Here is a 20660-nt window from a genome sequence, read left to right as displayed (position 1 = left end):
CGTGGCGGGGAGATGTTACCGCGTGATTTCGCTCAGCGTCAGCCCCATAGTCGCGCGCGATACGCCTCGAAACAGCGTGCGCCGCATTTGAGCCGGATCAGCGCGCCCTCGGCCATCGCCGTCGCGCGGCGCGGATCCTCTTCGACCGCGGGCCTGATCGCCTCGCGGTTCCAGTCCTCGCTATGCTTGACGTCGAGCACTGCGTGGAGCGTGAAGTACCGGGCTTCCTTCGGCGTCAGCCCGACACGCTTGAGCCCTTCGGCAACCAGCGCCGAGCGCCCCGGCGCAGTCAGCTCAACCACACCCAGCGCGCCGACCGAATGCCATGCATAGCGCCGGTTAGTCGCCATCGCAGTCATCGCATTGGCAAGGCTCAGGCTCTCCCACACGGTCTTTTCGATCACCGGCTCGACTGCGAGCGTCTCGACCAGCGCATCGAGCATCGGGCCGTGCATGCCCTTGGCAGTGCCATGGCCCATCTCGTCCCAATAATTGCGCGCGAGCTCGAGCTTGGGGCGGACCGGCAGCTTGACCTGCGTCATCGCCACCAGATCGTCGAACCCGGCCTCGCCCGCGGCCTCCTGCTCGAAGAACCAGCGTAATTCGTCGCGGTTCGCTTCTTCGGCGAGCCACGGGAACAGCGGGTCACCCTGCCCGGGCCCGCGCTCCTTCAACCCTTCGAACCACGCGATGAAGCCCTCGACATCGGTCGGCGCCGCAGCGGCCTCGTCGGCCACTTCGGCGCGAAGCTCTTCAAGGAAAGCCCCTTCGAGCCGCTGCATCTTGATGTCGCGTTCGAATATCCGGCTCCAGTCATGGCTGGGAAAGCCGGGCTCGAGCCGCTCGCGATTCCAGTGCGCGAGGCCCCGTTGAAAGCTGTCGGTTAGAAATTGCGAACCCGCATCATTTGCGAAATCGCTCGGACGTGTAGCCATGTTGGTATGCTCTCCTGCCGGTATTCAAACCGGCAGGCCCGCCCGATGGTTCCCGCAAACGACCTGTAAGGGCCGCCAACAGACTGCAATTTAACCCAAATCAATCAAATCGGCGACGCGTCCATCGCCTGGTCGAGCTGCCGCAGATCGGCGCCGCGGGTCTCGCGCCCGAACCACGCGACCAAAGCGAGCGCGACGAGGGTCGGCACCAGGATCGCCGCCGCAGCCCAGCCCATCGCCGGCACCAGCGCCGTGATCGACAGCAATTGCGCGAGCACGCCGCCGGCCTTGGTGCACGCCGCCACCCAGCCGGTCGCCCGCCCGCGCACGCGCATCGGGAAGCTCTCGGCAGTGTAGGGCAGCACGATCGCGATGATCCCGTTCGAGCCGACGATCAGCAGCGCCACTGGCAGCACCGGGCTCATCCCGCCGACCAGCTCCAGCCACATCACCCCGATCAGCCCCAGAAAGGTGATCCCGATCACCGTGACCAGCGACCATTTGGTGCTCCACCGGCTGTAGAGAAACGCGCACAGGAACACCGTCGGGAAGGCGATCAGCGCCGAGGCGGCGAGCAGCTTGCTCGACACCGCGACCGAATAGCCCTTGCTCACCAGATCGGCGGGCAGCCACAGTAGCAGCCCGAAATTGATCAGCCCCCATGCGATCGCGGCGGTCGACAGTGCGACCAGCTTGCCGATCAGCTTCGCGCCGGTGAGCGGAACATGCGCCGCCGTCGTCCGCGCATCGGCTTTGGGCGCCGCCACCTTGCGCACCGTCGAGCCGAACCTCGCCATCACCGCCGCCGCCTCGGCGCGCCGCCCGCGCGCGAGCAGGAACTTGGCCGATTCGGGAATGAACACGCCCAGCAGCACCAGCAACAGCCCGGTCGGCAGGTTGAGCAGCCACAATATCCGCCAGCCGAAGATCGGCTGGAGCAGCGCCGAGGCCCCGCTCGCCGCGAAATAGCCGCCGACCGCCCCGAGCCCGCCGACCAGCACGAGGCTCCAGCCGCGGTGCTTGCTCGGCATCATCTCCGCCAGCAGGGCATATGTGACGGGCAGCATGCCGCCCGCCGCGGCGCCCATCATGAAGCACATGCCGATGTTCCACGCGAGGCTGGGCATCGCGCCGCAGATCGACGTACCGACGAACATCACCGCCGAAAGCAGGATCGTCGCCTTGCGGCCATAGATGTCGGCGAGCACCCCCCACACCACCGATCCGGTCACCGTCCCGCACAAGGCGAAGAACGGCACCAGCGACACGGTGGCTTTGGACACGCCATATTCCATGACCATGCCGGGCACGGTGAAGCCGAGCGCGGCGGGCTTCATGATGTCGATGATCAGCGCGACCACCAGCACTACCATCAGCCCCCAATGCGCCGGTCCCAGATGCGCGTCCTCCGGCGCGGCGATCTCGAAATCGTCCTGCGCCGCGAGCTGCGCCGAGACGTTGCGTGGCAGCAGACCCCAGGCGGCGATCAGGCAGCCGACGACGATCAGCCCCATCCCGCCGACCATGTCCCAGCCCATCGGCATGCCGGCGAGCATATAGTGCATGTCCTTGCCCATCAGGAACATGGGGATGTGCATCAGCACACCGATCGTGACCGCGACGCAGCCGAGCACGAACAGCCACACGCCGCGCCGGTCGATAAAGGTACTGCCCGCCTGCATGTAAGGTCGCCCCTTGCCCCGCAACGGGCATAGGGGAGAGCGGCGTGAAGAGCAAAATCGGACTGGTGCAAACCGCGATCGTGCTGTCGCGCGGGACCAACACCCAAATCGAAGCAGGGTTGGAACGGTCCTCGGCGCATGCTTTAACCCGCCCCATGCCCAGTAGCTTTCCCCGCGCATTGGCTGCGCTCGCCGCCCTTTCCCTCACCACCGCGCCGCTCGCCGCGCAGACTGCTTACGAAAGCGTCGACCCGTTCATCGGCACCGGCGGCGAGGGTCACACGTTTCCGGGGGCCGTCGCGCCCTTCGGCATGGTCCAGTTGAGCCCTGACACCGACACCGGCTGCGTCATTCGTGAATGCTACGGCCATGCCGCCGGCTATCGCTACGACGACCCGACGATCCAGGGTTTCTCGCACACCCATTTCTCGGGCGCGGGCCATTCGGATCTCGGCGACTTCCTGATCATGCCCGCGGCGGGCGAAAGCGTACTGCTCGAACCCGGCGACGCAGCCAAACCTGGCTCGGGCTATCGCTCGCGCTTCGATCACGCCACCGAGACCGCGCAGCCCGGTTATTACGCCGTCACCCTCGCCGACGCGAAGATCCGCGCCGAGCTCACCGCCGGCACCCGCGTCGGCGTCCATCGCTACGCCTTCCCCGCCGGCACCCCCGCACACCTGATCCTCGATTTGCGCAGCGTGCTCTACAATTATCCGGGCAAGACGCTCTGGTCGTCGATCCGCATCCGCCCCGACGGCACGATCACAGGATCGCGCGAGACCCGCGGCTGGGCGCCGGCGCGCAAATTGTTCTTCGCGATCCGCCCCTCGACGCCGCTGACCGGCCACGCCTTCCTCAACCGCGAGGAAAAGATCGACTATAAGGGCTTCCAGGGTCCGGGCCGCGGGCGCGACGACCTCGACCAGCTCGCCGGCCGCGCACTCGTCGCCCGGCTCGATTTCGGCAAACTCGACAAGCCGCTCGAACTCCAGGTCGCGCTCTCCAGCGTCGACGAGGACGGCGCCATCGCCAATCTCGACAGCGAGCCCGGCGGCTTCGACGCGATCCGCGCGAGCACGCGCACCGCATGGGAGCAGGCGCTCGGCGCGATCGAGATCGAGGCGCCGGCACCGACCAAAACGATGGTCTCGACCGCGCTCTACCACGCACTGATGGCCCCCAGCGTCTTCTCCGACGCCGACGGGCGCTATCGCGGTCCCGACGATCAGGTCCACAAGGCCGAAGGCTTCACTTTCCACTCGACCTTCTCGCTCTGGGACACGTTCCGCGCCGAGCATCCCTTGCTGCTGCTCGTCCAGCCCGAGCGCCGCAATGCGGACTTCGTCAATTCGCTGCTCGCCAGCCAGCAGCAAAGCCCGTTCGGCATCCTGCCGGTCTGGCAGTTCCACGGCCGCGAGACGTGGACGATGATCGGCTACCACGCCGTTCCCGTCATCGCCGACGCGTATCTCAAGGGCGTCCGCGGCTTCGACGCAGAAGCCGCGCTCGACGCGATGGTGAAGAGCGCAAGCTACGGCCCCTATGGCGGGCTCGATCACTATATGAAGCTCGGCTACGCGCCGATCGACAAGGAGCCCGAGGCCGCGTCGAAGACCGTCGAATACGCCTATGACGACTGGACCATCGCCCGCATGGCGCGCGCGCTCGGCAAGGACCAGGTCGCCGCCAGCTTCGAGAAGCGCGCCGGCAATTGGCGCAACAGCTTCGACGCGAAGACCGGCTTCCTGCGCGCCCGCAAAACCGACGGCAGCTTCCGCACCCCCTTCGATCCCACCGCGATCAACTATGGCTCGGATTATACCGAGGGCAACGCCTGGCAATATTCGTGGTTCGTGCCGCAGGACCAGGCGGCGATGTTCGGCCTGCTCGGTGGCGACAAGGCCGCGGTCAAAAAGCTCGACGCGATGTTCGACTTCGACAATTCGAAGCTCGATTACAGCCATGCCGAGGACATTGCCGGGCTGATCGGCCAATATATCCATGGCAACGAGCCGAGCCACCACGTCGCCTATCTCTACGCTTTCGCCGGCCAGCCGTGGCGCACGCAGGAGCGGCTCAAGCAGATCGTCGAGAGCCAGTACAAGACCGGCCCGGCGGGTCTCTCGGGCAATGACGATCTCGGCCAGATGTCGTCATGGCTCGTCTTCACGGCGCTCGGCTTCTATCCGGTCGCGCCGGGATCGAACCAGTATGTGATCGGCCGCCCGTTCGTGGATCGCGCGACGCTCAATCTGCCAAACGGTAAACGCTTCACTGTCCTCTCGGATGGCCTGTCGGCGACCAACGGCTATATCGGCAAGGTCACGCTCGACGGGAAGCCACTGGACCGCAGCTACATCACGCACGACGAACTGTCCGCGGGTGGCGAGCTGCGCTTCACGATGCAGGCGAAACCGAACCGGAGCTGGGCGACCTCGCGCGCGGCCCGTCCCTTCTCGACGAGTACCGCGCGTTAGGTCGAAATCGGCGCGAGCACGTTCATAGCCGCTAGCGACTCGTTGCGCTGCCCAACCTGCATGTGCCCGTCACTCCGGGCCGCCATCCAGGTCGCCGACACACTGCAGCTCGGGATCTGCTTGCGCCATGCGTTTCAATTCTCCCGTTCGCGCAACGATCCCCGGAAAAATTGCGTCAGGGGCGGCCGTGTAGGTCCGAATCAGCCGCAGGGCCCAGGCATAATGCTGCGCGCCCGTTTCGCAGCTGTTGCTGCCGCCGTCACTTTCACCCCAGACTTTGCGCCATGGGGCTTGGCCGTCACGCTTCAGGATGGCCTGAAAGTCACCGATGGGACCCGCCCCATGGACATAGGCAATTGCCCGCGATCCGGCACGCAAAACGCGAAATTGGCGGAATGTGAAACGCGACTGCGGGTCATCGTCACCCGCGTGCAACGTCTTGACGATCGCGGTGCGTTCGGCGCTGCCAGCTACGGGCGTATGGACAGTCTGCGACTTGGCAACGGCCGTTGGCGCCAGGACAAACAATATCGTCGCAGTGCCCCGCGCACACCATGATCGTGTCATATCACCAGCCTTGCAATGTAGGATTTCGTCTGCTTGGCTCGCCGTGCCGAACGATGCTCGACCGCTCTTTCACATGTCCGCAACTTGACTCCATCTCGTGAAATAATGTTGCGAGATGAATCTCGTTTTCGTGAACTGAGTCAACTTAAGGGAACGAAGGCCTAGCCGTCGCCGACACGCTCAATATCGGCGCCGACGCCCTGGAGCTTCTCTTCCAGCCGCTCATAGCCGCGGTCGAGATGGTAGACGCGCTGGACCTGCGTTTCGCCCTCGGCGACCAGCCCGGCGAGGATCAGGCTCATCGACGCGCGCAGATCGGTCGCCATCACCGGGGCACCGACCAGCTTGTCGACGCCGTGCACCACTGCGGTCCGCCCGCGCACGTCGATATTGGCGCCCATCCGCGCCAGCTCGGGCACGTGCATGTAGCGGTTCTCAAAGATCGTCTCGGTGAGCACGCTGGCGCCGTCGGCCTTGCACAGCATCGCCATGAACTGCGCCTGCATGTCGGTGGCGAAGCCGGGGAACGGCGCGGTCGACAAGGTCAGCGGCTTGATCCCGTTCGGCGCGGCGATGCGGACCGAATCGCGCTTCTCCTCGACCGTGACGCCTGCCTCGATCAGCGCGTCGAGCGTCGCACGCATGTCGCCCGCATCCGCGCCGACCAGTTCGAGATCGCCGCCGGTGATCGCCGCGGCGCAGGCATAGCTGCCTGCCTCGATCCGGTCGGGCATCACCGCATAGGTCGCGCCATGCAGCCGGTCGACGCCTTCGATGGTAAGCGTCTCGCTATGGATGCCGTCGATCCGGGCACCCATCGCGACCAGCAGATTGCACAGATCGACGATCTCGGGCTCGCGCGCAGCATTTTCGAGCACGGTCGTGCCCCTCGCGGTCGCCGCCGCCATCAGCGCATTCTCGGTCGCGCCCACCGACACCACCGGGAAGCGGAAGCGTCCGCCCGCAATCCGCCCGCCCGGCGCGCTCGCCTTCACATAGCCCGCGGCAACCTCGATCTCGGCGCCCATCGCCTGCAATGCCTTGAGATGCAGGTCGATCGGCCGGTTGCCGATCGCGCAGCCGCCGGGCAGCGATACCGTCGCTTCGCCGGCGCGGCCGAGCAGCGGCCCGAGCACGAGGATCGACGCCCGCATCTTGCGCACGATGTCATAGGGCGCGACGGTCGAGGTCAGCTTGCCGGCGCGCGTGGTCATCACCCGGCCGAAATCATTGGGGCGGGTACCCTCGATCGCCGTCGAGGCGCCGAGCTCATTCAGTAGATGTCCGAAGCTGTCGACGTCGGCCAGCCGTGGCAGATTTCGCAGCGTGAGCGGTTCGTCGGTCAGCAATGCGCAGGGCATCAGCGTCAACGCGGCGTTTTTCGCGCCCGAAATGGCGATTTTTCCGGAAAGGCGGTTTCCGCCGCGGATGAGGATACGGTCCATGGCCGAGCTTCTAGCTCCTCGGGACGCAGGTGCAAGCGCGACGGGCCGTGAAACGGGTTGATCGACTTTAATGCATTGATTCCGCTGCACTGCTTTGCACTGGGGACGGGGGGAATACGAATTCGTGTCGGGTAGTTGTTTCGCGGATATAGTGAGCGAGCTCGTAGAGCTTTCCCAAGGGGAGAGGGATGCGCTCGAAAAACTGGAGGAACGTCAGCGGCCGGTGCGCCGCGGGGCGGTGCTGCAGCGTGAGAACGAGCCGTGCAACGAGCTCTTCATCCTGCGCAAGGGGCTGATGATGAGCTATGTGCTGCTCGCCGACGGCAGTCGCCAGATCCTCCGCTTCCTGTTTCCCGGCGACATGCTCGGCGTGTCGAGCGCGGTGTATCAGGAAGCACCCGAGACGCTCGCCGCGCTTTCCGATTGCGTGGTGTCGCCGTTCGATCGCGCCGCACTGGCCGAGATCATGCGCGAACATCCGCGGCTCTCGGCGCTGATCCTCGTTTATTGCCAGATCGAGCGCGTCGCTTTGACTGACCGGCTCGCCGCGCTCGGCCGAACCAGTGCCAAGGCGCGCGTCGCCGCATTGCTGCTCGAGCTGCGCAATCGCCTGCGCACGACCAATAAAAGCATCGCCAATGCCTTCGCGCTCGGTCTCACCCAGGAAGAGATCGGCGATGCGACCGGTCTCACCGCGGTGCACGTCAATCGCATGCTGCGCCAGCTCGAGGAGGACGGCCTGATCACCCGCGAATCCGGGCGCGTTACGCTCCTTGATGAGCGTGCGCTCGGGCATGCCGCAAATTATGTGAACCGCTATAAGGGCCTCGATCTGAGCTGGCTGCCGCCGCCGCGCAGCTGAACTTCGGCGCAGAGGGTCTCGCTAAGCTTTTTCCAGCGTGCACTGCAGCGGATGCTGGTTCTGCCGGGCGAAATCGATCACCTGGCTGACCTTGGTCTCGGCGACTTCGTAGCTGAATACCCCGCAGACGCCGACGCCGCGCTGGTGGACGTGGAGCATCACCCGAGTCGCCTCCTCCATGTTCATCCGGAAGAAGCGCTGCAGGCAGAGCACGACGAACTCCATCGGGGTGTAATCGTCGTTGAGCATCAGCACGCGGTAAGGCGTCGGCTTCTTGGTGCGCGTGCGAGTCCGCGTCGCGAGTCCGACCGACGGATCGCGCGTCCCCGTGTCGTCGTCGCCGTCGTCGCCGTCCTCGGCCATCCGGATTATGAATTTGCTGGTTTCGGCCATCGCGCTGAAAATATGGGCTCGTCGGAGTCGAGGCAAGGCCAAGGCCACGCCATTAATCTTCAAAAGAAGCACGCGCCGTCAAAAAGAAAGGGCGGCTGCCCTGCGGCAACCGCCCGTCTACGCGTTTACTGGAGCGCAAAAATGCGCTCAGGCGACGGTCTTCACCTTCTCGGCGGCAACCGCGAAGCGACCGGAGATCGGCTGCGCGGCGTCGCCGGCGAGCTTGAGCACGGCTTCGGTATTCTTCGAAGCTTCAGCGACATACGCGTCGAATGCGCCGCGAACGAAGTCGCTCTGCAGCTTGAAGAAATCGGCCGGCGACTTGACGGTCGCGAGCGTCTTCAGTGCGGCAGTCGCGTTCTCGAACGACTTGCGGCCATATTCGGCAGCATCCTGGCCGAGGGTCTCGAGGCCCTTGGCAGCGATGCGGCTCGACTCGACGACGGCCTCGAGGTTGCCCTTGGCGAACTCGTTGGCTTCCTCGACCAGCTTGGTCGACTTCTCGACGGCGGTCTTGGTGCGATCGTTCCAGTCGGCGAACAGAGCTTGGGCCTTGACGGTGTTGTTCTCGAAATTGGTAGCCATGGTGCTGGTTTCCTTGACGATGGGCGCCGCGGCGGTCTCGATGACGGCTTCGGCTGCGTTGACGGTTTCCGCGACGGCGACTTCAGTCTGCTCTGCCGCCACTCGAACGGTTTTCACTACTTCCTGCGACGCTGTTTCCACGACCGGAGCCGGTCCGGCAGCATTCACCGGAGCAACTGCTTCGATGACGGCTTTCGGCACGGGCTTCTTCTCGGTTTTGGCTGCGACAGCCTCAGCCTTGGGCGCTGCCGGCTTCGTGGCGCGCGCCGCAGGCTTCGGAGCGATCGGCTTCGCCGGCGCTTTCGGTCCCTTGGTGGCCATGTGACTCGGTCCCCTGACTATTGCTGCAATGCAGCATATAAAGAGCAGTTGCGTGCATTGCAAGAAGAAATATTGTGCAGTGCACAAAAGTCGTTTACGCTACGGAACGAGCAGCCTCAGCGCGTGCGGACGTAGCTCCCCGGTGCATCCTCGATCGCCTTGAGCTTGCCCTTTCCGGGCACACGTGCACCTTTTGCACCCACCTTCCTCGAATCGACGCTTTCGATCCACCCAACCCAATCGGGCCACCAGCTTCCCTTGGTCTCCTTCGCGCCGGCCATGAACTCGGCGAGCGTCTCGACCTTCGCGTTGTTGACCCAATATTGGTATTTCCCCGCGGCCGGCGGGTTCACCACCCCGGCGATGTGCCCCGATCCGGCGAGCACGAACTTGAGCGGCCCCTTGAGATGGTGGGTGATTTTCCACACGCTTGCTGCAGGTGCGATATGGTCCTCGCGACCAGCCTGGACATAGGTCGGAGTCGCCACCTTGCCGAGATCGATCGGGGTTCCCGCGATCGAGAGCAGCCCCGGCGTCACCAATTTGTTGTCGCGGTACAGATCCGTGAGATAGCTCAAATGCCAGGTCGAGGGCAGGTTGGTGACGTCCGAATTCCAGTGAAGCAGATCGAACGGCACGTAATCCTGCCCCATCAGATAATTGTTGGTCACATAGCTCCAGATCAGGTCGCGGCCACGCAACAGGTTGAAAGTCATCGCCATATAGCGCCCGTCGAGGAATCCTTCGCCGCTGAGGCTCTTGATCCGCGCCAGCTGATCGTCATCGACGAACATCTGCAGGTCGCCGGCCTCGGAGAAATCCACCTGCGCGGTGAAGAAGGTCGCGCTCTTCACTTTTTCGGGCTCGCCCCGCGCTGCGAGCACGGCCAGCGTTGCCGCCAACGTCGTCCCCGCTACGCAATAGCCGATCGCATGCACCCCTTCGACACCGAGCACCTCCCGGACAGTGTCGATCGCGTCGATCTGGCCGCGTTCGACATAATCGTCCCACACCACGTCCTTCATGCTGGCGTCGGCAGACTTCCACGACACGACGAACACGGTCAGCCCCTGCGCGACCGCCCAGCCGATGAAACTCTTCTCCGGGGTCAGGTCGAGGATGTAGAAGCGATTGATCCAGGGCGGGAAGATGATCAGCGGCGTGGCATAGACCTCCTCGGTTACCGGCGAATATTGGATCAGCTCGTAGAGCGGCGTGCGTTTGATCACCTTGCCCGGCGTCATCGCAAGGTTCTTGCCCAGTTCGAACGCACCTTCCGCCGTCTGCGTCATCTGCCCCTTGGCGATGTCCGACAACATGTTCTGCAGGCCCTTGAGCAGGCTCTCGCCCTTGGTCTCGACGATCTTCTCGAGCACCTGCGGATTTGTCGCGGGGAAATTGGTCGGGCTCACTGCGTCGATGAAGCCTTTGGTCGCGAAGCGGATCTGCTCCTTCTGCTTCGGATCGACGCCTTCCAGTGCGTCGACGCCCTTCAGCAGATTGTCGGCAATCACGAAATAGCTCTGGCGCAGGAAGTCGAACACCGGCTCCTCCCGCCATTGCGGCGCCTTGAAGCGCTTGTCCTTCGCCTGTTCGGGCGTCTCCTCGAACGGAATCGCATGCGCCGGATCAAGGAAGCGCTGCCACAGCTGCATCGTGTCGGCCCAGAAGTTCGCACTGGCCCTGAGCGCGCTCGCCGGATCCATCGCCGGGGCCGTCGGCACCTGGCGCATCAGATCGAAGCCATTCTCGAGCATCATCTGCTGTGCCTTGCCCAACACCCAGGTCCAGTGCTGGAGGTCCTCGAGGCGGGGAGGCGGCGTCGTGGTATCTTCCATGCGTTTCCCTCTCGATCGGCGACTGCGAACCTTTAGCGCCGACAAGCCAACTCGTCATTCCCGGACACGCAGGAATGGCGTAGGAACGCATCACGGCGCAATGCAGCGCCCAAATTCGAGAGAGAAGTGGAAATGTCCGAAGAGTTCTACCGCATCAAGCGGCTGCCGCCCTACGTCATCGCCGAGGTAAACGGCATGCGGGCAGCGGCGCGTGCGGCGGGCGAGGACATCATCGATCTCGGCATGGGCAATCCCGATCTGCCGCCGCCCGATCACGTAATCGAAAAGCTCTGCGAAGTCGCCCGCAAGCCCGACGCGCACGGCTATTCGCAGTCCAAGGGCATTCCCGGCCTGCGCCGCGCCCAGGCGAATTATTACGGCCGCCGCTTCGGCGTCGAGATCGACCCCGAGAGCGAAGTGGTCGTGACCATGGGGTCGAAGGAAGGTCTCGCCAGCCTCGCCACGGCGATCACTGCGCCCGGCGACGTAATCCTCGCGCCCAACCCATCGTACCCGATCCACACTTTCGGCTTCATCATCGCCGGCGCCACGATCCGCGCGGTGCCGACCACGCCCGACGAGCATTATTTCGAGAGCCTCGAGCGCGCGATGAACTTCACCGTGCCGCGCCCCTCCATCCTTGTCGTAAATTACCCGTCGAACCCGACCGCCGAGACGGTCGACCTCGCTTTCTACGAACGGCTCGTCGCCTGGGCACGCGAGAACAAGGTCTGGATCATCTCGGACCTCGCTTATTCCGAGCTTTATTACGACGGCAACCCGACCGTCTCGATCCTGCAGGTGAAGGGCGCGAAGGACGTCGCGATCGAATTCACCTCGCTCTCAAAGACCTATTCGATGGCCGGCTGGCGGATCGGCTTCGCGGTCGGCAACAAACAGCTGATCGCGGCGATGACTCGCGTGAAATCCTATCTCGATTACGGCGCCTTCACTCCGGTTCAGGCCGCGGCCTGTGCGGCACTCAACGGCCCGCAGGACATCGTCGAGAAGAATCGCCAGCTCTATCACAAGCGCCGCGACGTGCTGGTCGAGAGCTTCGGCCGCGCGGGCTGGGACATCCCCTCTCCGCGCGCATCGATGTTCGCCTGGGCGCCGCTGCCGCCGGCACTCGCGCATCTCGGCTCCCTCGAATTCTCGAAGCAATTGCTCAGCCATGCCAAGGTCGCAGTCGCGCCCGGCGTCGGTTACGGCGAGAATGGAGAGGGCTTCGTTCGCATCGCAATGGTCGAGAACGAGCAGCGCCTGCGTCAGGCGGCGCGCAACGTGCGGAAGTACCTGCAGTCGATGGGGGTCAACACACCCAGCGTGAAAGCGGGCTAGCGCCTTACTTCCTCGTCACCCCGGCCCTGTGCCGGGATGACGAATAAAGGGAGGTCAGGCGGTCTCGCGGTCGAGAAGCTCGTTAACGTCGAGCCCGAGCAGCGCGATGTGATCGCGTACCCGCGGCCAATGGCCATTGAGGAAACGCTCGCGCTCGGCGATGCGCAGCCGCTCGACCGCGCCCGGCAGCACGAACATGCCGACTCCGCGGCGGACCTCGACATAGTCGTCGTCCTGGAAGCTCTGATAGGCCTTGGCGACAGTCAGCGGATTGGCCCCGTGCTCGGCGGCGAGCGCGCGCACCGAGGGAAGCTGGTCGCCCGCGCGATATTCGCCGCGCAGGATCGCCGCGGCGATGGTGGCGCGGAGTTTGAGGTAAACGGGTGAGTCGTCGTGCTCGAGCGCTGTCATGGTGCAATAATACACCAATTAGCGATCGGGTCCATACCCGGGATTCCATTCGTGTACGATTTCGGACAGTTTGCCGCGCGGCCGCTCCTCGAGTTCGCGCCCCGGCGTGCCGATGAAGACGAACCCGGCGATCCGCTGCGGCGCCGCGCCGAACAAGTCGCGCACTTGCTCCGAATAGGCGGCCCAACCGGTCAGCCAGCTACCGACGAACCCCATCGCATGCGCCGCATGGAGCAGGTTCATGCACGCCGCCCCTGCCGATAGTTGCTGTTCCCATTCGGGAATCTTGTGTCCGGGCACCGCCGCAGAGAGCACGACGATCAACGCAGGCGCCTGCGTCACGAACTGCGCCGTCGCCTCTTCGTCGCGCGCATTGCAGTCAGGTTTCTCGGCGCGCTGGATCTCGACCAGCCTGAGCGCCAGCGCAGGCCGTGCCTCGTCAGGTACGATCACGAAGCGCCACGGCGCCAGCTTGCCGTGATCAGGCGTGCGCGCCGCGATCGCGACTATCGCATGCAGTTGTTCGAGGCTCGGCCCGGGCGCCACCATGTCGCGCGGCTTGCCCGAACGGCGGGTCTGGAGAAGACTGAGCGGCGTGGCGCGGTCATTGAAGGTCATGCCTGCGATCTAGGGGCCGATCCGCCGCGCGCCAACCGTGGTTTATGATCGGAAATCGTCCGCGGCGACGAGGACCAGTTCAAGATCCCGTGGCGAGCCGCTTAGCTTGACTCAGTTTGCGGAAACGCGATTGATCACGCAACTTTCTTTCGTGCGTCGTGGATCGCGCAGGGCATCAACCGAGTCAAAGAGCGGCCGGTTACCGGCCCGGCGAGGCAAGCAGACGAAATCCTACATTGCAAGCGCCCCGGCGCTCCCGGCAGGACGGGAGGGCGCCGGGCCTCGCGCTTTACACCCGCGACTTTCCGTCTAGTTTGACCGCCCATGCGCCGGGCCAAGTCCCGGAAACCGATATATAAAGGTCGAAATTCCGCATGGTCGAAACGCCAACCGCCGACAGCCCGGCAGAACCCGATATCAGCCACGTCAATCCCGCGGCGGAAAAGACCTGGTTCGGCCATCCCCGCCAGCTCGCGCGCATGTTCACCACCGAGATGTGGGAGCGCTTCGGCTTCTACGGCATGCGCGCGCTGCTCACGCTCTACCTCACCCAGCATTTCATGTTCGGCGACCGGCAGGCGACGGGTATCTATGGCGGGTTCACTGCGCTGGTTTACCTCACTCCGCTAATCGGCGGGTACCTCGCCGACCAGTTCCTCGGCTCGAAGCGCGCCGTGAAGTTCGGCGCGATCGTCATGTCGCTGGGCTATCTGATCCTGTGCTTCGGCGGCCCGACCGCGCAGCCTCACGCGAGCATCGACGGCCAGCGCTACGAAGTCTCGATCGAAAAGGCCGGTGATCGCGAAGTCCGCTATGTCGTAGACGGCGCGCGCAAGCTCGAGATCAAGGGCAATGACGACGGCTCGGTCGACCTGCTCGAGAATGGCGCGCCAGTCCGCAAGATCGCCAAGGGCGCCTTCGAATCGGACGCTGATCGCAGCCCGTTCTACGTGATGGTGATGCTGATCGGCCTGTCGATGGTGTCGACCGGCAACGGCTTCTTCAAGCCCAACATCTCCACGATGGTCGGCGAACTGTACCAAGTCGGCGACAGGCGACGCGACGCCGGCTTCACCATCTTCTACATGGGCATCAACATCGGATCGTTCTTCTCCCAGATCCTCTGCCCGTTGCTTGCAGTGGTGCTCGGCTGGTGGGCGGGCTTCGGCCTCGCCGCGATCGGCATGATGGTCTCGTGGGCGCTGATCCAGTTCAACGGCAACTCGCTCGCCGGTTATGGGGAGCCACCGGCACGCCCCGAGGTCGAGCGCCAGCAATGGTTCATCTATGCCGGCGCGCTATTGATCGTGCCGGTGTTCTACTTCCTCTACGTCAACCTGATGAACTCGGTCGAGCCCGCGGCGGGATCGGGGATCCTCGGCTACATCGCCTCACTGCCGCTGATGGGCAAATTCCTGTTCGGCACCTTCCTTCTCTCGGTCCCGGGCATTCTGATCTGGTCGTTCGTCGCGGGCAGCCGCCAGGAATTCCAGATGATGCTCGCGGCAATGACGCTGATCGTGTTCAACGTGGTGTTCTGGACCTTGTTCGAGCAGGCCGGCTCGTCGCTCACTCTGTTCGCCGACCGCAATACCGATCTCTCGGTGTTCGGCTTGTTCAGCATCACCGCCCCGCAGACCCAGTTCTTCAACGCCGCCTTCATCATCCTGCTCGCGCCGTTCATGAGCATGTTGTGGACCGGCCTCGCCAGGCGCGGGCTCGAGCCCTCAATTCCGGTCAAATTCGGCATCGCGTTGATCGGCGTGGCGGGCGGCTTCCTGCTGCTCGTCTGGGGCGCCAGCTTCGCCGATACCAACTTTCAGGTCGGGCTCTGGTGGCTTGCGGGCCTATATCTAATCCACAGCTTCGCCGAGCTTTGCATCTCGCCGGTGGGTCTCAGCATGATCACAAAGCTGTCGATCGCGCGCGTGGTCGGGTTGATGATGGGCGTGTGGTTCCTGTCGATCTCGGTGGCGCAATATTTCGCCGGGATGATCGCGCAGATCGCCAGCGTCGATACGGTGGGTGGGCAGGTGACCAACCTCAAGGTCAGCCTCAATACCTACCTCGATATGTTCACCTTGATCTCCTATTGGGCGATCGGGCTGGGCGTGCTCCTGCTGCTGCTCAGCTGGCCGCTCAAGAAATGGATGCACGGGGTCACATAGGATGGAGTCGACCGACGGGGGCTGCCATTGCGGCGCGGTGCGCTACCGCGTCAGCGGCGAACCCGCCGCCACAACCCACTGCCATTGCGCCGACTGCCGCCGGATCACCGGCGGGCCGACGCTCGCCTGGGCGATCTTTCCCGAAGACAAGGTGGAGATCCTTGCCGGCGAGGTGGCGGTCTATGAATCGTCGCCCGGAGTGGAATGGGGGTTCTGCGCGCGCTGCGGATCCACCCTTACGTATCGCCGGGCGAGCCGGCCGGGGCTGTTCGACGTTACCACCGCCACGCTCGACGATCCCGAGATCTTTCCGCCCGAGAAGGAAATCTGGACCGGCGAGCGGCTGTCATGGATCCGCTCGAACCCGGACGTGCCGCACTTTGCGCGGGCTGCGGGGGGCTAGGTAATTCGTCGGCTGATCCGTTCCCCTGCGAAAGCAGGGGTCCAGGGTTGCAAGCGATGCGCTCTGGGCTCTGGACCCCTGCTTTCGCAGGGAAGTGGAGCAAGTGAAAGCACCAGATACGAAAAGGGGGGAGCGTCGCCGCTTCCCCCTTTTCGGTAGAACTTGCGGGCTCGCTCAGCCTGCCTGTGCGGCGTTGCGGCGGTGCGAGAGATAAAGCGCGATCAAGGAAAACATCGGACAACCCTCATGAAAGTCTCTGCTGCAATGCAGCATAGGACGCATTTGGGTCGTTGTGGTGCCAGCGGCAAATGCAATGTTTCCGGATTGCGGTTGCACAAACTGCAATCGCTTCTGTGAAGCCGTCGAAACAAATCGCCCCGACATCTCTGCCGGGGCGATCCGCGTTACGATGGGGAGGCGCTTACCAGATGTGCACGCGCTGCTCGGGGGGCAGATAGAGCGCGTCGCCCGGCTTGATGTCGAACGCCTTGTACCAGGCGTCGACGTTGCGGACGATACCGTTGACCCGGAACATCGGCGGCGAGTGCGGATCGGTGAGCAGCTGCTGGCGCTGGGCGTTCTCGCGCGCCTTGGACTGCCACGCCTGCGCGTAAGACAGGAAGAAGCGCTGGTCACCGGTGAGCCCGTCGATCACCTTCGCCTTGCCGTGCTTGGCCTGATATTTCTGGTACGCCGCATAGGCCGCCTCGACTCCGCCGAGATCGCCGATATTCTCGCCGAGAGTCAGCGCGCCGTTGATCTTGGTGCCGGGGATCGGCTCGAACGCATTATATTGGGCGGCGAGCGCCGCGGTGCGCTCCTTGAAGCCCTTCTTGGCCGCATCGGTCCACCAATTCTCGAACTTGCCGGTGGGGCCGAACATGCTGCCCTGATCGTCGAAGCCATGCCCCATTTCGTGGCCGATGATCGCGCCGATCGCGCCATAGTTCACCGCCGGATCGGCGTCGGGATCGAAATAAGGCGGCTGCAGGATCGCGGCCGGGAAAGTGATCTGGTTCGCCAAGGGGTTGTAATAGGCGTTCACCGTCTGCGGCGTCATTTCCCACAGCGAGCGATCCACCGGCTTGGGGAAACGCTGAAGCTGAAGCTGGTGCTGGAATTCGCCCGCGCGCATCGCATTGCCGAGCACATCGCCGCGCTCGACCTTCAACGCCGCATAGTCGATATATTTATCGGGGTGCCCGATCCGCGGCTCGAACGCCGCCAGCTTGGCGAGCGCCGCCTTGCGCGTGGCATCGTCCATCCAGGTCGAACCGGTGATCCGCTCCTGATAAGCGGCACGGAGGTTCTCGATCAGCTCGCTCATTTGCGCCTTGGCTGCCGGCGGGAAGTGCTTCGCCACATAGATCGCGCCGACCGCCTCGCCCAACGCGCCGTTGGTGAGCTGTATGCCGCGCTTCCAGCGATCGCGCTGCACCTGCACGCCGTTGAGCGTGGTCGAGTAGAAGCCGAAGCGGGTATCGTCGAACGCCTTGGGCAGGAACTGCGCGTGATCGCTGACGAAGCGATATGCCAGATAGTCCTTCCACGTCTGGAGCGGCGTCGCGACGAGGATCTTGCCGATCGCAGTGATCGCGGTGTTCTGGGTCATCAACACCGTCGGCGACGAATCGAGCCCGGCGGTCTTGAGCATCAGTGCCCAGTCGAACTCGGGCGCCTTGGCCTCCAGCCCGGAAAGCGGCTGCGGATCGTTGAGCTTGGCGATGTCCCGGCTCTGCTCGGGCGACCATTGCTGCTTCGCGATCGCGGTTTCGAGCGCGACGATCGCATCAGCCCTGGCGCTCGCGTCAGGGATGCCGGCAAGTTCCTGGATCTTCTGGACATAGGCGCGATAGGCGGTGCGGAACGCGACGTATTTCTCGCCGTCGAGCAGGTAATAATCGCGGGGCATGCCGAGCCCGCCCTGACCGGCGACTGCGGTGTAGCGCGTCGGATCGGCGAGGTCGGGGATCACCCCCAGCTCGACCGGCGCGGCATAGCCGGGGCTTGCGAAAAGGACCTGCAGACCCGCAAGGTCGTTCACTGCGGCGATCTTGCCCAGATAGGGCTTGAGCGGCGCGGTTCCGCGCGCCTCGATCCCCGCCGCGTCCATCCACGTCGCGTAGAAATCCCCGACCTGCTTGCCCGACGCGCCATATGCGGCCGGGTTCTTCGCCATGTCGTCGAGGATGGCGCGGACGTTCGCTTCGGCCTCGACCGTGAGCAGCACGCCATAGCCGGCCGAGGCACGGTCGGCGGCGATCTGGGTGCGCTCGTTCCAGCCGCCATTGGCGAAGGTCCAGAAATCGTCGCCCGGCCTCACCCCGGCCTTCTGCGCAGTAAGATCGACGCCGAAGCTGCCATATTTCGCCCCGCCGGAGGTCGATTGAGTAAACGCAGGCGCAGTCACCACCAGCGCGACGCCCGCAGCGAGGCGCGCCAAAGCCCTGATCTTCATGAAAGAATTCCCCGTAATCCAGTGTATTATCGGAGTGTATCGCCGGCCTGTGGCGGGCGCAACGGGCAATCGTGAGCGACGAACGCAACCCTCCCCCGCCAGGGGGAGGAGTAACGCGGCTCACCCCACCCGGTTCGCCACCAGATCGTCGACCACCGCGGGATCGGCGAGCGTGCTCGTATCGCCCAGCGACGACACCTCCCCCTCGGCGATCTTGCGCAGGATCCGCCGCATGATCTTGCCGGAGCGCGTCTTGGGCAGTCCCGGCGCGAACTGAAGCGCGTCGGGCGTGGCGATCGGGCCGATCTCGGTTCGCACCCAGTTGCGCAGTTCGGTGCGCAGCGCCTCGTCGGCCACACAGCCGGTGTTGAGCGTGACATAGGCGTAGATGCCCTGCCCCTTGATGTCGTGCGGCATGCCGACCACCGCGGCTTCGGCGACCTTGGGGTGGAGCACCAGCGCGCTCTCGACCTCGGCGGTGCCCATGCGGTGGCCCGAGACGTTGATCACGTCGTCGACCCGCCCGGTGATCCAGTAATAGCCGTCCGCGTCGCGGCGGCAGCCGTCGCCGGTGAAATATTTGCCGGGATAGGTGGTGAAATAGGTCTGGAAGAAGCGCTCGTGATCGCCCCAGACAGTGCGCATCTGCCCCGGCCAGCTGCGCGCGATGCACAGATTGCCTTCGGTGGCGCCGTGCAGGACAGTGCCTTCGGCATCGACGATCTGGGGATCGACTCCCGGCAGCGGCAAGGTCGCCGATCCAGGCTTGAGGCCGGTGGCGCCCGGCAGCGGCGAGATCATCTGCCCGCCGGTCTCGGTCTGCCACCAGGTGTCGACGATCGGGCAGCGCCCCTCGCCCACCACCGCGTGATACCAGCGCCACGCCTCGGGATTGATCGGCTCGCCGACCGTGCCGAGCAGCTTGAGCGACTTGCGCGAGGTCTTGGCGACATAGGCGTCGCCCTCCCGCATCAGCGCGCGCAGCGCCGTCGGCGCGGTATAGAGGATCTCGACCTGGTGCCGGTCCACGACCTGCCAGATCCGCGACGCGTCGGGCCAGTTGGGAACCCCCTCAAACATCAGGGTCGTCCCGCCATTGGCGAGGGGGCCATAGACGATATAGCTGTGCCCGGTGACCCAGCCGATATCGGCGGCGCACCAATAGACCTGCCCCGGCCGGTAATCGAAGACCAGCTCGTGGGTGTAGCTCGCCCAGAGCAGATAGCCCGCACTGCTATGGAGCACGCCCTTGGGCTTGCCGGTCGAGCCCGAGGTATAGAGGATGAACAATGGATCCTCGGCGCCCATCGGCTCGGCCGGACACTCCGCGGAGACCAGAGCTGCCGCCTCGTGATACCAGACGTCGCGGCCCGGCTGCATCGCTACCTCGCCGCCGGTCGCCTTGACGACGATCACTTTCTCCATCGCGCGTGCATGCGCCGCCGCAGCATCGACATTGGCCTTGAGCGGCACGCGCTTGCCCCCGCGCCGGCCTTCGTCGGCGGTGATCACGACCTTGCTGTCGCAATCGGTGATTCGCCCCGCCAGCGCCTCGGGTGAGAAGCCGCCGAACACCACCGAATGGATCGCGCCGATCCGCGCGCAGGCGAGCAAGGCGAATGCCGCCTCGGGGATCATCGGCATATAGACGGTGACGCGGTCGCCCTTCTCGACGCCCTCGGCCTTGAGCACATTGGCGAAACGGCAGACTTCTTCGTGAAGCTGGCGATAGGTGTAGCGCCGCGCCTCCTCGTTGGGATCGTCAGGCTCCCAGATGATCGCGATTTCGTCGCCACGGCGGCCGAGATGCCGGTCGACGCAATTGGCCGCGACGTTCAATTTGCCGTCGGCGAACCAGCTGATGTGGAAATCCTCTTCGTCGAACGACCAGTCGCCGGCGAGCTCGGGGCGACGGATCCAGTCGAGCCGCTTTGCCTGCTCGAGCCAGAAGCTGCCGGGATCGGCGATGCTGCGGCCGTACAGCTTTTCATATCCGGCGGCATCGACGCGCGCGCGGCGCGCCCATTCGTCGGACACGGGGTACAGGCTGTCGCTCATCTTGAATCCGCTCCTATTGCCCGCGCTCCATGTCCCGAACCGACGCCCCCGCGCAAGTCGCGGAATCCGTTACGGCACCGCTCCAAGCCGTAGTT

At 64.5% G+C, this 20660-nt stretch carries 16 protein-coding genes; 5 read left to right on the top strand and 11 right to left on the bottom strand.

Annotation, left to right across the window (positions count from 1 at the left end; translation table 11 throughout):
- Nucleotides 1-38: 38 nt before the first annotated feature.
- Both CVN68_RS18330 and CVN68_RS18325 read right to left on the bottom strand, forming a co-directional pair.
- The gene (locus tag CVN68_RS18330; RefSeq protein ID WP_100283471.1) at nucleotides 39-935 is read right to left on the bottom strand and encodes an iron-containing redox enzyme family protein; all 897 of its coding nucleotides are present in this window, start codon (nucleotides 933-935) and stop codon (nucleotides 39-41) included.
- Between the two features lie 104 nt (nucleotides 936-1039).
- Nucleotides 1040-2617 (bottom strand): MFS transporter, encoded by a 1578-nt coding sequence (locus tag CVN68_RS18325; RefSeq protein WP_100283470.1) that lies wholly within the window; start codon nucleotides 2615-2617, stop codon nucleotides 1040-1042.
- Nucleotides 2618-2772: 155 nt separating this feature from the next.
- Between CVN68_RS18325 and CVN68_RS18320 the strand changes: the two genes are divergently transcribed.
- A complete protein-coding gene (locus tag CVN68_RS18320) occupies nucleotides 2773-5097 on the top strand; it encodes a GH92 family glycosyl hydrolase (protein ID WP_100284521.1) in 2325 nt (774 codons plus the stop codon).
- Between the two features lie 69 nt (nucleotides 5098-5166).
- Here CVN68_RS18320 and CVN68_RS18315 read toward each other — a convergent pair whose 3' ends face one another.
- Entirely contained in the window at nucleotides 5167-5625 is a 459-nt protein-coding gene (locus tag CVN68_RS18315; protein ID WP_158298952.1) for a hypothetical protein, read from the bottom strand.
- A 200-nt stretch (nucleotides 5626-5825) separates the two neighbouring features.
- Entirely contained in the window at nucleotides 5826-7109 is a 1284-nt protein-coding gene (gene murA / locus CVN68_RS18310; protein WP_100283468.1) for a UDP-N-acetylglucosamine 1-carboxyvinyltransferase, read from the bottom strand.
- 151 nt (nucleotides 7110-7260) lie between these two features.
- Here murA and CVN68_RS18305 point away from each other — a divergent pair, with 151 nt between their 5' ends.
- Complete coding sequence (locus tag CVN68_RS18305; protein WP_100283467.1) at nucleotides 7261-7971, top strand: Crp/Fnr family transcriptional regulator; 711 nt, start codon at nucleotides 7261-7263, stop codon at nucleotides 7969-7971.
- 21 nt (nucleotides 7972-7992) lie between these two features.
- Here CVN68_RS18305 and clpS read toward each other — a convergent pair whose 3' ends face one another.
- The 3 genes from clpS to CVN68_RS18290 all read right to left on the bottom strand — a co-directional run bounded on the left by clpS (nucleotide 7993) and on the right by CVN68_RS18290 (nucleotide 11108).
- The gene (gene clpS, locus CVN68_RS18300; RefSeq protein ID WP_100284520.1) at nucleotides 7993-8334 is read right to left on the bottom strand and encodes an ATP-dependent Clp protease adapter ClpS; all 342 of its coding nucleotides are present in this window, start codon (nucleotides 8332-8334) and stop codon (nucleotides 7993-7995) included.
- 177 nt (nucleotides 8335-8511) lie between these two features.
- Nucleotides 8512-9333, bottom strand: a complete 822-nt coding sequence (gene phaP, locus CVN68_RS18295; RefSeq protein ID WP_233503422.1) for a phasin family protein — start codon at nucleotides 9331-9333, stop codon at nucleotides 8512-8514.
- Nucleotides 9334-9386: 53 nt separating this feature from the next.
- Nucleotides 9387-11108 carry a PHA/PHB synthase family protein gene (locus tag CVN68_RS18290; RefSeq protein WP_100283465.1) on the bottom strand — a complete coding sequence of 574 codons (1722 nt, stop codon included), beginning with the start codon at nucleotides 11106-11108 and terminating at the stop codon, nucleotides 9387-9389.
- Nucleotides 11109-11240: 132 nt separating this feature from the next.
- Here CVN68_RS18290 and CVN68_RS18285 point away from each other — a divergent pair, with 132 nt between their 5' ends.
- Entirely contained in the window at nucleotides 11241-12449 is a 1209-nt protein-coding gene (locus CVN68_RS18285; protein ID WP_100283464.1) for an LL-diaminopimelate aminotransferase, read from the top strand.
- Nucleotides 12450-12503: 54 nt separating this feature from the next.
- On the opposite strand, the gene CVN68_RS18280 is transcribed toward CVN68_RS18285, so the two are convergent.
- Both CVN68_RS18280 and CVN68_RS18275 read right to left on the bottom strand, forming a co-directional pair.
- Entirely contained in the window at nucleotides 12504-12860 is a 357-nt protein-coding gene (locus CVN68_RS18280) for a GntR family transcriptional regulator (protein ID WP_100284519.1), read from the bottom strand.
- A gap of 18 nt (nucleotides 12861-12878) precedes the next feature.
- Nucleotides 12879-13478 carry a nitroreductase family protein gene (locus CVN68_RS18275; protein WP_100283463.1) on the bottom strand — a complete coding sequence of 200 codons (600 nt, stop codon included), beginning with the start codon at nucleotides 13476-13478 and terminating at the stop codon, nucleotides 12879-12881.
- A 374-nt stretch (nucleotides 13479-13852) separates the two neighbouring features.
- Here CVN68_RS18275 and CVN68_RS18270 point away from each other — a divergent pair, with 374 nt between their 5' ends.
- Both CVN68_RS18270 and CVN68_RS18265 read left to right on the top strand, forming a co-directional pair.
- A complete protein-coding gene (locus CVN68_RS18270) occupies nucleotides 13853-15646 on the top strand; it encodes a peptide MFS transporter (protein WP_100283462.1) in 1794 nt (597 codons plus the stop codon).
- A 1-nt stretch (nucleotide 15647) separates the two neighbouring features.
- Nucleotides 15648-16049 (top strand): GFA family protein, encoded by a 402-nt coding sequence (locus tag CVN68_RS18265; protein ID WP_100283461.1) that lies wholly within the window; start codon nucleotides 15648-15650, stop codon nucleotides 16047-16049.
- Nucleotides 16050-16470: 421 nt separating this feature from the next.
- Here CVN68_RS18265 and CVN68_RS18260 read toward each other — a convergent pair whose 3' ends face one another.
- Both CVN68_RS18260 and acs read right to left on the bottom strand, forming a co-directional pair.
- Nucleotides 16471-18507, bottom strand: coding sequence for a M13 family metallopeptidase (locus CVN68_RS18260; RefSeq protein WP_199560126.1), 2037 nt, complete (start codon nucleotides 18505-18507; stop codon nucleotides 16471-16473).
- A 120-nt stretch (nucleotides 18508-18627) separates the two neighbouring features.
- Entirely contained in the window at nucleotides 18628-20565 is a 1938-nt protein-coding gene (gene acs / locus CVN68_RS18255; RefSeq protein WP_100283460.1) for an acetate--CoA ligase, read from the bottom strand.
- Nucleotides 20566-20660: the final 95 nt, after the last annotated feature.

Origin of the sequence: Sphingomonas psychrotolerans (assembly GCF_002796605.1) — a bacterium.
GTDB lineage: Bacteria > Pseudomonadota > Alphaproteobacteria > Sphingomonadales > Sphingomonadaceae > Sphingomonas > Sphingomonas psychrotolerans.
The sequence above is the reverse complement of the archived record's forward strand: the minus strand, read 5'-3'. Positions and strand labels throughout refer to the sequence as shown.